Origin of the sequence: Photobacterium sagamiensis (genome assembly GCF_050337085.1) — a bacterium.
Taxonomy (GTDB): domain Bacteria; phylum Pseudomonadota; class Gammaproteobacteria; order Enterobacterales; family Vibrionaceae; genus Photobacterium; species Photobacterium sagamiensis.
Genome location: NZ_JAKJSP010000053.1, coordinates 13,536 through 28,305 on the forward strand (window position 1 = coordinate 13,536; position 14,770 = coordinate 28,305).

Sequence of the window (14,770 nt, forward strand, 5' to 3'; positions counted from 1 at the left end):
ATGAGGGGATACCTTTGCAGGTTCAAGAACTACACGACTTTATTGTTGATAAGATTGACGATATGAAAGCCCAGGACATTGTGACACTGGACGTACGAGGTAAATCAAGCATCACCGATTTGATGGTTGTCTGTACCGGTACATCTAACCGCCATGTGGCTTCTATTGCCGATAATGTAGACAAAGAGTCTAAATTGATTGACTACCCTCCTTTTGGTATCTGCGGTGAAGATGATGCTGAGTGGGTGATTGTTGATATGGGCAGCGTAATGCTACACGTGATGCAAGAAGATACGCGTGAACTTTACCAGCTGGAGAAGCTTTGGAGCTAACCAACCATGAAGCTTCAACTGATTGCCGTTGGCACTAAGATGCCAAAATGGGTCGAAGACGGTTATAAAGAATATAGCCGTCGTTTCCCTAAAGATATGCCACTAGAGTTGATTGAAATTTCTGCCGGAAAACGAGGGAAAAATGCTGATATTGCCCGCATCTTACAAAAAGAAGGCGAAGCCATGTTAGCCGCAGTTGCTAAAGGTAACCGTATTGTCACCCTGGATATTCCGGGTAAACGCTGGGATACCGAGCAATTAGCCCAGCAACTTGACAGCTGGAAGCTTGACGGACGTGATGTGTCAATTCTGATCGGCGGTCCGGAAGGGCTGTCTCCGGCCTGTAAAGCCGCAGCAGAGCAAAGCTGGTCTTTATCTCCGTTAACACTACCGCATCCGTTAGTACGGGTTGTAATGGCAGAAAGTTTATACCGCGCGTGGAGTATCACCGCCAACCATCCTTATCACAGGGAATAAGTGTCAATGAGACAAAAGCGAACCCAGATCCGCGACCACCGGGCTGAGTCGGCACTCTTTTTTCGCCGGGCTCTTGTCTCATTTATCGGCATCGTCGTACTGGTCGGTGTGCTGCTTACTAACCTGTATCACATTCAGGTCAGCCAACATGCCGACTACCAAACACGCTCTAACGACAACCGAATCAAAATCGTCCCGGTTGCCCCTAACCGCGGCCTGATTTACGATCGCAACGGTGTACTGCTGGCTGAAAACCGCCCGATTTACGCCCTCGAAATTACCACAGAAAAAGTATCCGATCTCGAAGAGACTTTTGCTCGCCTGCAATCTCTGATGGGGATCACTGACGAAGAAATTGAGAACTTTAAAAAAGAGCGCCGACGTAGCCGCCGCTTTAAATCTGTCTCGATTCGAAATCAGTTATCGGAACACCAAGTTGCGCTGTTTTCTGTCAATCAACACAATTTCCCCGGGGTAGAAGTTAAAGCTTACCTCAAGCGCCATTATCCTTACGGTGACTCACTAACTCACGTTTTAGGCTATGTCGCTAAAATTAACGACCGTGATCTCCAGCGTTTGGAACGAAAAGAAAAACTCAACAACTACAAAGCCACACGGGATATCGGCAAGCTCGGCATCGAGAAATATTATGAAGATCTGCTTCATGGTACATCCGGTTACCAGGAAGTCGAAGTCAATAGCCGTGGCCGTATTATTCGTACTCTGAAATACGTCCCGCCAATTCCAGGCAAAGATATCAAACTCAATATCGACATTGAGTTACAGCTGTATGTGAAAGAACTGCTGACCGTACGTAAACTGGATCCGGATACCGGTGAAGAAGCCGTAACCTATAAACGCGGTTCCCTGGTGGTGCTGGATCCTCGCGATTCTGCCGTATTAGCCATGGTGTCCAGCCCGAGCTATGATCCAAACCTGTTTGTTCATGGTATCTCCAGTAAGAAATACAATGCGCTGCTTAACAATATAAACCGCCCTTTGGTTAACCGGGCCACATTGGGTATTTATCCGCCGGCATCAACCGTTAAGCCGATGATCTCCGTGGCCGCATTGACCGAAGGGGTGATCACCACCCGAACCACCCGTAACGATCCGGGCTGGTGGAAGATCCCAAATACAAACAGCCGTCCATTCCGTGACTGGAAACGTTGGGGGCACGGTAAAGTGAACCTGGGAAAAGCACTTGAAGAATCCGTTGATACTTTCTTCTATCAGGTGGCTTACGATTTGGGCATTGATCGCCTGTCGAGCTGGATGACTAAATTCGGTTACGGTGAATACACCGGTATCGATATACACGAAGAGAGTAAAGCCAATATGCCGACGCGTGAATGGAAACAAGCCCGTTTCCGTCAGCCTTGGTACCAAGGCGATACCATTCCGGTCGGTATCGGGCAAGGCTACTGGACATCGACGCCATTACAGATTGCCAAAGCAACAACAGTACTGGTTAACAATGGGATTGTTCGTCCGCCTCACCTGTTAAAAAGCATCATTGATGATGACAATGAGACGCCTGCCGTCTTCGATGAATATCCGCCAATCACCGGTGTCGAACAAAAGCATTGGGATGTCGCGAAAAAAGGCATGAATCGCGTACTTTACGGTACCCGAGGTACCGCAAGACGTGCATTCTACGGCACGCCTTACCAAGCGGGTGGTAAATCGGGATCTGCCCAGGTATTCGGTTTAGCGAAAGATCAGAAATATAACGCTGAAGAGCTCGAAGAGCACCTGCGAGATCACGCATTGTTTACCGCTTTCGCCCCTTTTGAAGCGCCAGAAATCGTGGTGTCTATGGTGCTGGAAAATGCCGGTGGCGGTTCATCCAATGGAGGCCCGGTGGCACGTAAGATTTTCGACCATGTATTGCTGAAACCCAAGCAACCCGAGCCAGAAAAACAATCCCAGCTAGCCGAGGTTAATCAATGAGTGTGATGGCTACAACAGGGAATAAACGCTCCCTCAGTGACCGCTTACATCTGGACATGCCGCTACTGTTAGGTCTTTTAGCCCTGATGGGGTTCGGCTTATTAGTGATGTACAGTGCCAGCGGCCAGAGCCTGCCAATGATGGAACGTCAGGCCGTTCGTATGTGTTTGTCCCTTGGCATTATGTTTATCTTAGCCCAGGTCGCCCCGCGCCATTATGAAGCCTGGGCACCTTACCTGTTCGGGGTCGGATTGATACTGTTGCTTGGGGTGCTGGTGTTCGGCGAAGCATCAAAAGGCGCACAGCGTTGGCTGAACCTCGGTTTTGTCCGTTTCCAGCCGTCAGAACTCATCAAGCTGGCCGTGCCTTTAATGGTCGCCCGGTTCATTGGTAATAAACCGCTTCCGCCAAGTTTCCGCAACATTATCGTGGCTTTGATAATGATCTTTGTGCCGACGATCCTGATCGCGAAACAGCCTGATTTAGGTACATCCATTCTGATTGCCGCATCCGGTATATTCGTGCTGTTCCTGTCAGGCATTAGCTGGCGGATCATCACCGCCGCCGCCGTCCTGCTCGGGGCCTTTATTCCGGTCCTGTGGTTTTTCTTAATGCACGGCTACCAGCGTACCCGCGTACTGACCCTGTTTAATCCAGAGTCCGACCCATTGGGGGCCGGTTATCATATTATTCAATCCAAAATCGCCATCGGCTCTGGTGGTCTCGCCGGAAAAGGCTGGCTGCAAGGCACACAATCACAACTTGAATTTTTGCCAGAGCGCCACACTGACTTTATCTTCGCCGTGATTGCTGAAGAATGGGGGTTAACCGGCGTCGCTTGCCTACTGGCTATCTATCTGTTTATTATCGGCCGGGGGTTGCTGCTGGCCAGTCGTGCCCAAACGGCATTTGGACGAATGATGGCCGGCAGTATCGTTTTGAGCTTCTTCGTTTACATCTTTGTCAATATTGGCATGGTGAGCGGCATATTACCTGTTGTTGGGGTACCACTACCTTTAATAAGTTACGGCGGGACATCCATGGTGACCCTGATGGCTGGTTTTGGCATCCTGATGTCTATTCATACTCATAGAAAAATGTTGTCGAAGGCGACCTAAATGCGTGTAATACCAATTCTTTTTTTAGTACTGCTTGCCGGCTGTAGCTCAACGCCAAGCAAAGAGCGCTACGATATCGCTGACGATATCGCTCCGGAGAATTCACCGACCCTCGAGCATATTGAAGATGCCCAGCCTCGCTATGAACCCATCAGCCTGGCGGGCAATAAAAATTACTCCTTACGCGGTCAGGATTACACGATCGTGACCGACCAGGAAGGCTTCACCCAAGAAGGTCATGCTTCCTGGTATGGCAAGAAGTTCCATGGTCATAAGACCTCGAACGGTGAAATCTACGACATGTACTCGATGACAGCAGCCCATAAGACCCTGCCATTACCGAGTTATGTCAAAGTGACCAATCAGAGAAACGGTAAAACAGCCATCGTGCGAGTTAACGACCGGGGCCCGTTTCATGATGGCAGGATCATCGATTTAAGCATGGCCGCAGCATCGAAACTGGACGTAATCAAAGACGGCACCGCCCCGGTGAAAATAGAGTTGATCCAGGTGGCAAAACCCGCCTCACCCGATGAATGGCAAACGGCAAATCCTAACTATTACTACGTACAGTTAGCGGCGGTAAGCAATGAAAATAAGGCCAGGCTGGTAGCCGAAAAAATAGCGGAAACCTTTGCGACATCCGTTGATCTGAAAAAATCCGAGTCGGCTGCCGTCTATCGGGTACGTTTAGGCCCTTACCTTGATCGTGATGAAGCAATTGGTCTACGGGATAAAGCCAAGGCAAACAACTATCCGAAAGCTTTTATCATCACAACTCAACGTGAGTTGGAACAAAAATAGAAAATCAGTATCAAACAACCACCGACTATCACACACAGTAATCAGTGAAGCCGTTTAGGAAGAGCAACGTCTCAAATAATTCAATACCAGAAATGATTAATGTCAGGATTTCGACATCTCGCCCTTTCTCAACTGGTTCAGAATTTTCAATCTGATATAGTGTGTGCAGTTTTTTGTAATCGACAAATTAAGTTACAACAATCATGAATAAATTTGCTGCAACTTCCCGAACTTTAGCCATCTCAACGCTGATGCTGGCCTCTGCTTTTGCAGCCGCTGCACCCGCTGTGGTACCTGATCCACCTCAAATTGCCGCAAAAGGCTATGTGTTGATGGATTACCATTCAGGTAAAATCCTAGCCGGCAACAAAGCGAACGATCAAATACCGCCAGCCAGCCTGACCAAAATGATGACCAGTTACGTCATCGGCCAGGAAATTAAGCGTGGCAATATTTCCATGGATGACACTGTTGTTATCAGCAAAAATGCATGGGCTAAGAATTTCCCGGGCTCTTCGAAAATGTTCATCGAAGTCGGCAGTGAAGTCAAAGTCGCTGATCTGAACCGCGGTATCATTATCCAATCGGGTAACGATGCGTGTGTGGCTATGGCTGAGCACGTAGCCGGCTCAGAAGATTCCTTTGTTGATCTGATGAACGCATGGGCGAAAAACATTGGTATGGACTCCACCCATTTCGCCAATGTCCATGGCTTAGATAATAACAACCTGTACACCACGCCTTATGATATGGCGCTGCTTGGTCAGGCTCTGGTCCGTGATGTACCAGACGAGTTTGCTATCTATAAAGAGAAGTCATTCACTTATAACGGTATTACCCAGTACAACCGCAACGGCCTGCTATGGGATAAAAGCTTAAATGTTGATGGCATGAAAACGGGCCATACCAACAATGCAGGCTATAGTCTGGTAAGTACCGCAACTGAAGGCAAAATGCGCCTGGTTGCTGTGGTAATGGGAGCCAAAAGCGCCAATGGACGTAAAGCCGAAAGTAAAAAGCTTCTTAACTACGGCTTCCGCTTCTTTGAAACGGTTTCTCCACACAAAGCCAACGAAACATTTGTGACGGAAAAAGTCTGGATGGGCGACATTGATGAAGTATCACTGGGTGTCAGTGAAGATACCTTTGTCACTTTGCCGCGCGGTCAGACAAAAGACTTAAAAGCCAGCTTTATACTTGAAAAAGATTTGAAGGCACCAATCGCGAAAGGCGATGTGGTGGGTAAACTTTATTACCGTGTTGGCGAGGAAGATATCGCTGAATATCCACTACTCGCTCTTAACGATGTCAATGAAGGCGGAATTTTCAGCCGTTTGATTGACTACATCATGATGTTGTTTAAAAGCTGGTTAAGTTAATCAAATCCCACACAGAACCGTACAAAGGCGACCACAATGGTCGCCTTTTTCTTTACACACCTTCCGACAGCCTGATCCCTCGATGCTTGTTTTCTAGTTAATGACACATTACTATGCTCGCCTGATATCAATCTGAGTGGTTACGTGTACCCACAGAAAATAATCAGCCTGATATTACATTCAGACATACCGAATGCGGACCCCTGGAGTTCAGAATGCAACAGCAACAAGCGCAACCAAAACTAAAAGACCTACTTGAATTCCCTTGTAAGTTCTCCTACAAGGTGATGGGGTTTAATAAACCAGAATTACCCGATCTGGTTGTAGAAGTCATTCAGCGCCACGCGCCAGGCGACTATTCGCCATCGGTTAAGCCAAGTAGTAAAGGCACTTACAGTGCCGTTTCAGTGACCATTACCGCTACCTCTATCGAGCAGGTAGAAACGCTATATAAAGAGCTTGGTGAAATCGACATCGTTCGCGTGGTACTCTGATTCTGGGTTAGCCAGCGATCAAGTAAACCTATCCCCCTACAAAATTGGCGGCTGATAATTCAGCCGCCAAGCTTTATAATCCCCCATAAGCTTTGCCCTATGCAGTGTGTTATGCTGGGTTAATTCATTCAGGCTTTGCCTGGTTACCATATGGGTGTGATAAATTGCAAAAGAGTCTCATCATTCGAAACCTTGGCCGCCGGGATTACGAAAAGACCTGGCAGGCTATGCATGAGTTTACCGATCAACGTTCACCAGAAACGCCTGATGAAGTCTGGCTGGTTGAACACAACCCTGTCTTTACTCAGGGGCAGGCCGGTAAAGCCGAGCACTTATTGCATACAGGTGACATCCCTGTGGTACAAAGCGATCGTGGCGGGCAGGTAACCTATCATGGTCCGGGCCAGCAAGTCGCTTATATCCTGATTGATCTCAGAAGGATCAAATTAGGTGTACGTGAACTGGTTACACATATTGAAAACACCGTCATTAATACGCTTTCCCATTTTGGGGTGGAGTCTAATGCCCGCCCAGATGCCCCTGGTGTGTATGTCGACGGTAAGAAGATATGTTCACTCGGGTTACGTATCAGGCGTGGCTGCTCTTTTCATGGTCTGGCGCTCAATATCAATATGGATCTGACACCATTTCTGCGCATTAACCCTTGTGGTTATGCTGGTATGGAAATGACTCAGTTATCCTTGTTGAATGGCCCTTCTGAACTGCTGGAAGTTCAGCCTGTACTTGTTGAAGAGTTGACAAAGTTGCTCGATTACCAGAGCATTGAGTGGATAACGGAGAGCAGTTAAATGAGCAAACCAATTAAAATCGAACAGGGTGTCAAATACCGTGATGCCGACAAGATGGCTCTGATCCCTGTACGTCATGTTGCAGAAGAAGCACCAAAAGAAGTATTACGCAAGCCTGCATGGATGAAAATTAAGCTTCCATCAGACAGCAAGCGTATTCAAGACATTAAAGCCGCAATGCGTAAGAATAATCTAAACTCTGTTTGTGAAGAGGCTTCTTGCCCTAACCTGGCTGAATGTTTTAACCACGGTACTGCAACCTTTATGATCCTGGGTGCCATTTGTACTCGCCGATGCCCATTCTGCGATGTTGCCCATGGCCGACCGCTGCCGCCAAGTGCTGAAGAGCCCGTGCAGCTAGCTCAAACCATCTCAGATATGAAGCTTAAATACGTCGTGGTTACCTCTGTTGACCGCGATGATCTTCGAGATGGCGGTGCCCAACACTTTGCTGACTGTACCCGTGAAATTCGACTGAAAAACCCTGAGATTCGAATTGAAACACTGGTACCTGATTTCCGTGGTCGTATGGATAATGCACTGGCGATCCTGCGTGATAATCCGCCAGATGTCTTTAACCATAACCTTGAAACAGCCCCTCGCCTGTACCGTAAAGCGCGTCCGGGAGCGAACTATCAGTGGTCTCTGGATCTACTGAAAAAATTCAAGGAAATACACCCGGAGATCCCAACCAAATCAGGCGTGATGATGGGTCTGGGGGAAACCAAAGAAGAGATCGTCCAGGTCTTAACAGACTTACGTGCACATGGCGTTACCATGCTGACTCTGGGGCAATACCTGGCACCAAGCCGTCATCACCTGCCAGTCGAACGTTATGTTCCGCCATCTGAGTTTGATGAGCTAAAAGAAATCGCATTAGAGCTGGGTTTTACTCACGCGGCATGTGGTCCGTTTGTTCGCTCCTCTTACCATGCCGATCTGCAGGCAAAAGGTGTTGAGATTAAGTAGCTTCTGGCTTCTTAAAAAGAAAAACCGCTTTAGGCGAGAGCCAAAGCGGTTTTTTTATACCTCGCTATGCTTGTACTATTGGCTATTGTCGCGCTCAATGGCGGTAGCAAATACAAGTGCTAGCGTATTTAATGCTTCTTCGGTGATCGGTTTACCATTTGAATCCGTCACACTCATTGATGTACGGTTACCTAAATCACCCAGTTGTAATTTATAAGTACTGTCATCCAGCATAATGGGTCTAACGCCCAGTTCGGTCCAGAACTCATCATCCGGAGAGCGGAATTTCACTTCCACCGCACCTTGTGAACGGTTACGGCCTTCAACCGTGAAACCAAGCTCACTGACTAGTGGTGGCAGACGTTCCCAGAACACGTTATAAGGTGCACGCGCAATAATCACGGGCAGACCACTGCGATCTTTACCTATTGAGATCGGGATCTGTTTAACCAGCTCCTCAGCACGAGCACGAGCTTCATCACGAAGCTGCTGATCATATTTCGATGTCACCAGGTTCGTCATTAAAATGCTGTAACGCTCTTTATTAACAGCCGAGACGGCTTTTTCAACCCCAGCTTCCCGCCAGTCAATCAGCGAAATCTTAAAGCTATTACGCTCAGGATCGGAGGATTTTTCAATCCGATAACGACTACCGACTTCAGTTTCTTCGTCATCGCTCACCCATTTAACCCAATCGGTTTCAATAGCATTCGCTGACTGGCTACGAAGAGTGATATTTTTCTCAGCGATAATATGCTGAGTTAACGACCATACTCGCGCTAAAACAGCCGGTTTAGGCAGTAACAACGTGACGCCTTCGGCATCTTGGACACTTCGGGCACCAGGAATAAGATCTAATACCTGTTGCGGTGGACGAATATCAACGGCTGACCCAATTTCACCTTGATACGCTTGATTAGAAATAGCGTAATCTGTGGCAGCGAATGGTTCCGCTCCCGCAGGTAAAGTCCAGTTTTCTAATGGCTTTGAATCAAGATAGGTAAAATCCTGATTTGCTTGACGACGTCGCTCGGCACCACCAGAACAGGCAGCCAAGCTGGCAACCATAACAGCAGTTAATACAAGCCTGTAATTACAATTCATTTATGCTTCGCGCTCCTACGCTTTTGCAAACTACAGCAGCACATTGGCATCCTTAAGAGCCTGAATAACCACTGGATGTGCTGACTCACTTAATTCTGTAAGCGGCAAACGCAAATACCCATGCTCAATCAACCCCAGTTTGTGGGCAGCCCACTTGACTGGAATTGGATTCGATTCGACAAAAAGGTGTTTGTGCAACGGCATTAAGCGTTCATTAATTTCTTTCGCGGCCTCAAACTGGCCACTAAGAGCCAGCTTGAACATTTTTGCCATATCTGCAGCCGCTACATTTGCCGTTACAGAAATGACACCTTGTCCGCCTTGAGCAACAAAATCTAAACCTGTTGCATCATCACCGCTTAGTTGGATGAAATCTTCGCCACAAAGTTCCCGAGTTTTTTGTATACGGGATAAATCGCCTGTAGCATCTTTAATCGCAACGATGTTGTCTATTTTTGCAAGACGAGCAACGGTTTCCGGCAATAAATCAACCGCAGTTCGACCCGGCACATTATACAGAATTTGAGGCAGTTCTGTCGCTTCCGCAATGGCTTTATAATGTTGAAATAAACCTTCTTGTGTCGGTTTATTGTAATACGGTGTGACGGACAGACAGCCAGCAACCCCCGTACCAGAAAAAAGTTTACTGAAGGTGATGGCTTCATGAGTTGCATTCGCCCCGGTACCCGCAATAACTGGCACACGACCTTTGGCATATTCTAATGTTTTTAATACAACCTTCACATGCTCATCAACGGTCAGCGTTGCCGACTCGCCTGTCGTACCAACGGCGACAATTGCATCCGTGCCAGCGGCAATATGATATTCCACCAAACTGGCCAGGCTTGCATAATCTACTTCCCCAGCCTCATCTAATGGTGTTATTAGCGCTACCATGCTTCCTGAAAACATGTCCATCTCCCCTTTTTATATAAGTATTCATGGTACTTTTCAGTGACCGTAAACTCAAGCACGATCGCAGGTAAAACAGTGAACTAAATAGATTGGGTTATTATCCCGGCCTGCTTCGTGTGCTAACATGCAGGGAAGATAGCAAAACGATGTGAATAAATATGGAACATTACCTTGTCATTACTGCGGTTGGTACGGATCGCCCCGGTATTTCAGATGAAATTACCCGAGTCATCACGCAATGTAATTGCAATATTGTTGATAGCCGTCTAGCCTTGTTCGGCACTGAGTTCACCTTAATTATGTTGCTATCTGGTAATGGTAATGCCATTTCTCGCGTGGAATCGACATTACCATTAAAAGCACAAGAACATGATTTAGTCACGGTGATGAAAAGAACGACGAAACACAAAGATCGCTTCTTTCCTTACACGGCTGATTTTCACATCGAAGCCGATGACACTCATGGAATTATCGAACAATTCACTCATTTCTTTGCCATGCGTAAAATTGACATTTCATCCTTAAGTGCGCATACCCAGGAATCGCCCAATCACGACTTAACGAATCGTTTCATTTTACAGATCAGCACCAATTTGCCTGAAGGCTGTAATTTGATGTCACTGCAAGAAGAGTTCGAAGCCCTTTGTCATGATCTCCTTGCCACCGGTACCGTCAATTTCATCGGTCATAATCAATAAGGAACAATAACATGCAGACTCTGACCGCAGGTATGTTAGCTCCAGCCTTCACCCTGCTGAATCAGGATAACCAACCTGTCAACTTGACTGATTTTAAAGGTAGGAAAGTACTGGCTTATTTTTACCCTAGAGCCATGACCCCCGGTTGTACCGTTCAAGCGTGTGGGCTGCGAGATAGCAAAACAGAATTAGACGAAAAAAATGTGGTGGTTTTAGGGATAAGCATTGATGCGGTTAAACGCCTGCCTAAATTCATTGAACGCGATAACCTTAATTTCACCCTCTTATCCGATGAAGACCACGCTGTCGCAGAGCAATTTGGTGTCTGGGGCGAGAAAAAGTTTATGGGTAAGGTATACGACGGTCTGCACCGCATCAGCTTCCTGATCAATGAAGATGGCATTATTGAACATGTCTTCAACAAGTTCAAAACCAAAGATCACCACGAAGTCGTGCTTAGCTACCTAAACAATGATAAGTAATACCAATCGGTATAATCACTGACTTTAAACAAAAGGCCGCAAACGCGGCCTTTTTATTGTTCAAAGAAAATGCCAATCGGCATTATTCACTGACTTTCTCATCATCGTCGAGTTCAGTGGCAGGCAAGGCATTCCATACTGCTTTCACCAGAGTCGCTAACGGAATCGCAAAAAATACGCCCCAGAAACCCCATAAACCACCAAAGACCAATACTGCAACGATAATTGCAACAGGGTGCAGGTTAACGGCTTCCGAAAATAAAACCGGCACTAAAACGTTACCATCTAATGCTTGAATAATGCCGTAAGCAGCTAACAACCACCAGAAATCGGGGGTTAAGCCCCACTGAAACAAACCAACCATCGCCACAGGTAGAGTTACGGCCGCCGCGCCGATATATGGGATCAAGACAGAAAAACCAACCAGTACCCCAAGTAGCACGGCATAACGTAAATCCATCAAGGCAAAGGTGATGTAGCTGGTGATCCCGACAATGACAATTTCAGTCACTTTACCGCGAATGTAGTTAGTGATCTGCTCATTCATCTCAACGCCGACCTTGCTCGCCAAACGGCGATTTTTCGGCAATAGGCCACTCAGAGTTTCAAGCATTTCCTCTTTATCTTTCAAAAGGAAAAAGACCAATAACGGCACCAGGATCAGATACACTCCCAGTGTTGCCAGGCTAACCAACGAGGCTAGTGAGCCTTTTACGACACTCTCCCCCATTCCCAGAACTTTATCACGCAGCGTCGTCATGAATGTCACCACCTGATGCGGCTGGACAATCTCAGGATAACGCTCTGGCAGGCTGGATACATACTCCTGCAGGCCATTGAACATATTTGGCACGTCAGCAACAAGGTTGCCAATCTGATGCCAGATAGTCGGTACCAGACCAAAAATTGCCAGTACCATTAAGCTTGCAAAAATCAGCAATACTAAAATCACCGATAACGAGCGAGGCAACCCTAAGCGACTTAATCGCATGACTGGCCATTCAAGTAGGTAAGCAAGTACGATTGCCACCAATAATGGCGCAATAAGATGTCCGAAAAAGTAGATCGTTAGAAAACCACCTAACAGAATAGCAACCAGGCTTACAGCGTGGGGATCAGAAAATCGTCGCTGATACCAGCGAGTTAGCATATCCAGCATAAATATATTTACAGCCTTTTTGTCACAATAATTACAAGCTCTTGATTACTATCAGCTTGTACCTCAATATTAAACCCATGGTTTAACAAATAACGGGGAATATCTTGTCTGCCACCGGGATCTGAAATGTGGATCTGCAAAATTTGATCAAAACGAAGGCCTTTACTTACGCGTTTCGCCAATAAAAGTGCCATAGGGCAACGTTCTGATGTCAAATCAAGCGATTGGATTTCCATTCCAGTATACTGACAGTTATTATCCATCAGGGTATTGTATACCCAAGTGACCTCAAGATGCTCGTATCAGCGAGAATTTATTGGCTTCTAGTCAAGGCAGCCATTTGAGTGAATCATGATTCTATTTCGAGAACGGTTCACACAGAATAAAAGCCTCTTAACTTGCTCTTTGGGAGCTCCTTTGAAAAATCACTTCTTGAGGTGATTTGGGTATAAATGACATCCGGTTCAATGAAAAAAGAAACCCGGCATAAGTTTTGTTGTCTTACTTTCAATGGCATCAAATAATTGATCATTCACCAGCTATTAATGTCGTGAGTATAATGTATTGGAATCACCACAGAAGGCGGTTGTATTATTAACATGTTTCGATTTGCTAAAGCGCCAACCTATCTCTTAATAAGTGCTTTATTGGGCTCAAGTTTTACGGTAAATGCTGATAACTTCAACACCCTACCGGAAATCGGCACAGCAGCAGCATCAACGTTAACGATAGAAAAAGAGCAGGAATACGGTGATGCATACATGCGTATGCTGCGGGCCAGTAAACCTGTCATCAGTGATCCTTTACTGTCAGAATATGTACTGGACTTAGGTCATCGCTTAGTCGCCAATGCCGAGGATGTTCGCACCCCTTTTAATTTCATCATGATCCAAAGTCGAGAAATTAACGCTTTTGCTTTCTTTGGTGGCTATGTTGCTCTGCACAGCGGGCTGTTTTTACATGCCAAGACAGAAAGTGAATTAGCCTCTGTTGTGGCTCACGAAATTGCTCACGTCACCCAGCGCCATCTTGCTCGAAGTATGGAAGATCAGGCGAAAAAATCCCCTGCGACAATGGCAGCTCTGATTGGTTCTCTGATGCTGGCTATTGCTTCACCGGAAGCCGGTATCGCCGCCATTCATGCGACCACCGCCGCTTCAATGCAAGGTCAGATCAACTATACCCGCAGTAATGAAAAAGAAGCTGACCGTATTGGTATTGCAACACTCGCGAAATCAGGCTTCGATGTACAGGCAATGCCGCGTTTCTTTGGCCGCTTGGCCGATCAGTATCGTTATGCCAGCAAACCACCAGCAATGTTGCTGACTCACCCATTACCTGAAGCGCGTGTCTCAGATACTCGTAGCCGTGCAAATCAGTATCCGACAGTCAGGGTAAATACCTCTGACCGTTACCAGCTAGCCCGCGCCCGCATTGTTGCGCGCTTTGCCGGTATTGACAGCGACGCAGCATTAGATTGGTTTAATCGTCAGCTGAAAAAGGCCAATCCCAGTCAAAAAGCCGCCTTAAACTACGGCAAAGCTCTCGTTTATATGGACTCTGGCAAGTATGACCAGGCACATCAGCTACTTGGCCCATTAATTGCCGCCGAGCCCAATAACCGCTTTTTCATTGACTCAGCAACCGATCTCGATCTGTTCCAGAAAAAATATGATTCTGCTGTCAACCGGTTAGAGCTCGCTTTAAAGCAGAACCCGAACCATAAAGTATTGCGCTTAAATCAGGCTCATGCCCTACAGGAGGCTGGACGTACGACGGAAAGTATTTCTATTCTGACCCGCTACACCTATGACAATCCTCAGGATACCAATGGCTGGAACCTATTGGCAAAAGCCTATGCCTATAGCGGAAAACGAGACGGTGAACTGGCCGCTCGTGCCGAATTACTGGCATTACGTGCACAGTGGGACAAAGCGATCAATCACTATATCCAGGCAAGCCAGATTGTTGATGTTGATTCACTGGATCAAGCACGTTACGACGCCCGGATCGACCAGCTTCGTCTTTCCCGCGAGCGCTTCGCAAATCTTTAAATCCTTCATTTTTTATATATTGC

General features: G+C 46.8%; 16 protein-coding genes. 12 read left to right on the forward strand and 4 right to left on the reverse strand.

Annotated features, from left to right (window positions below):
• The first annotated feature begins 14 nt into the window (after nucleotides 1-14).
• From rsfS to lipA, 9 genes are all read left to right on the forward strand, one after another.
• Entirely contained in the window at nucleotides 15-332 is a 318-nt protein-coding gene (gene rsfS / locus L4D76_RS22190) for a ribosome silencing factor (RefSeq protein ID WP_428443051.1), read from the forward strand.
• A gap of 6 nt (nucleotides 333-338) precedes the next feature.
• The gene (rlmH, locus tag L4D76_RS22195) at nucleotides 339-809 is read left to right on the forward strand and encodes a 23S rRNA (pseudouridine(1915)-N(3))-methyltransferase RlmH (protein ID WP_318927499.1); all 471 of its coding nucleotides are present in this window, start codon (nucleotides 339-341) and stop codon (nucleotides 807-809) included.
• Between the two features lie 6 nt (nucleotides 810-815).
• Complete coding sequence (gene mrdA / locus L4D76_RS22200; protein WP_428443052.1) at nucleotides 816-2,762, forward strand: penicillin-binding protein 2; 1,947 nt, start codon at nucleotides 816-818, stop codon at nucleotides 2,760-2,762.
• Complete coding sequence (mrdB, locus tag L4D76_RS22205) at nucleotides 2,759-3,880, forward strand: peptidoglycan glycosyltransferase MrdB (protein WP_428443053.1); 1,122 nt, start codon at nucleotides 2,759-2,761, stop codon at nucleotides 3,878-3,880. The genes mrdA and mrdB overlap by 4 nt, the downstream gene beginning before the upstream one ends.
• Complete coding sequence (locus tag L4D76_RS22210) at nucleotides 3,881-4,684, forward strand: septal ring lytic transglycosylase RlpA family protein (protein WP_428443054.1); 804 nt, start codon at nucleotides 3,881-3,883, stop codon at nucleotides 4,682-4,684.
• A 203-nt stretch (nucleotides 4,685-4,887) separates the two neighbouring features.
• A complete protein-coding gene (locus tag L4D76_RS22215) occupies nucleotides 4,888-6,063 on the forward strand; it encodes a serine hydrolase (RefSeq protein ID WP_428443055.1) in 1,176 nt (391 codons plus the stop codon).
• 215 nt (nucleotides 6,064-6,278) lie between these two features.
• Entirely contained in the window at nucleotides 6,279-6,557 is a 279-nt protein-coding gene (gene ybeD / locus L4D76_RS22220; RefSeq protein ID WP_428443056.1) for a DUF493 family protein YbeD, read from the forward strand.
• Nucleotides 6,558-6,721: 164 nt separating this feature from the next.
• The gene (lipB, locus tag L4D76_RS22225) at nucleotides 6,722-7,366 is read left to right on the forward strand and encodes a lipoyl(octanoyl) transferase LipB (RefSeq protein ID WP_428443057.1); all 645 of its coding nucleotides are present in this window, start codon (nucleotides 6,722-6,724) and stop codon (nucleotides 7,364-7,366) included.
• Entirely contained in the window at nucleotides 7,367-8,335 is a 969-nt protein-coding gene (gene lipA, locus L4D76_RS22230) for a lipoyl synthase (protein ID WP_428443058.1), read from the forward strand.
• Between the two features lie 75 nt (nucleotides 8,336-8,410).
• Here lipA and bamC read toward each other — a convergent pair whose 3' ends face one another.
• A complete protein-coding gene (gene bamC, locus L4D76_RS22235) occupies nucleotides 8,411-9,439 on the reverse strand; it encodes an outer membrane protein assembly factor BamC (protein WP_428443059.1) in 1,029 nt (342 codons plus the stop codon).
• A gap of 30 nt (nucleotides 9,440-9,469) precedes the next feature.
• Nucleotides 9,470-10,351 carry a 4-hydroxy-tetrahydrodipicolinate synthase gene (gene dapA, locus L4D76_RS22240; protein ID WP_428443060.1) on the reverse strand — a complete coding sequence of 294 codons (882 nt, stop codon included), beginning with the start codon at nucleotides 10,349-10,351 and terminating at the stop codon, nucleotides 9,470-9,472.
• A gap of 161 nt (nucleotides 10,352-10,512) precedes the next feature.
• On the opposite strand from dapA, the gene L4D76_RS22245 reads away from it, so the two are divergent.
• Nucleotides 10,513-11,052 carry a glycine cleavage system transcriptional repressor gene (locus L4D76_RS22245; protein WP_428443061.1) on the forward strand — a complete coding sequence of 180 codons (540 nt, stop codon included), beginning with the start codon at nucleotides 10,513-10,515 and terminating at the stop codon, nucleotides 11,050-11,052.
• A gap of 11 nt (nucleotides 11,053-11,063) precedes the next feature.
• Nucleotides 11,064-11,534, forward strand: coding sequence for a thioredoxin-dependent thiol peroxidase (gene bcp / locus L4D76_RS22250; protein WP_428443062.1), 471 nt, complete (start codon nucleotides 11,064-11,066; stop codon nucleotides 11,532-11,534).
• A gap of 82 nt (nucleotides 11,535-11,616) precedes the next feature.
• Here the strand turns inward: bcp and L4D76_RS22255 are convergent, their stop codons facing one another.
• Together L4D76_RS22255 and L4D76_RS22260 are read right to left on the reverse strand one after the other, a co-directional pair.
• Nucleotides 11,617-12,693, reverse strand: a complete 1,077-nt coding sequence (locus L4D76_RS22255) for an AI-2E family transporter (protein WP_428443063.1) — start codon at nucleotides 12,691-12,693, stop codon at nucleotides 11,617-11,619.
• 8 nt (nucleotides 12,694-12,701) lie between these two features.
• On the reverse strand, nucleotides 12,702-12,929 hold the full coding sequence (locus L4D76_RS22260) for a sulfurtransferase TusA family protein (protein WP_428443064.1): 228 nt from the start codon (nucleotides 12,927-12,929) through the stop codon (nucleotides 12,702-12,704).
• A 363-nt stretch (nucleotides 12,930-13,292) separates the two neighbouring features.
• Between L4D76_RS22260 and bepA the strand changes: the two genes are divergently transcribed.
• Entirely contained in the window at nucleotides 13,293-14,747 is a 1,455-nt protein-coding gene (gene bepA, locus L4D76_RS22265) for a beta-barrel assembly-enhancing protease (RefSeq protein ID WP_428443065.1), read from the forward strand.
• Nucleotides 14,748-14,770: the final 23 nt, after the last annotated feature.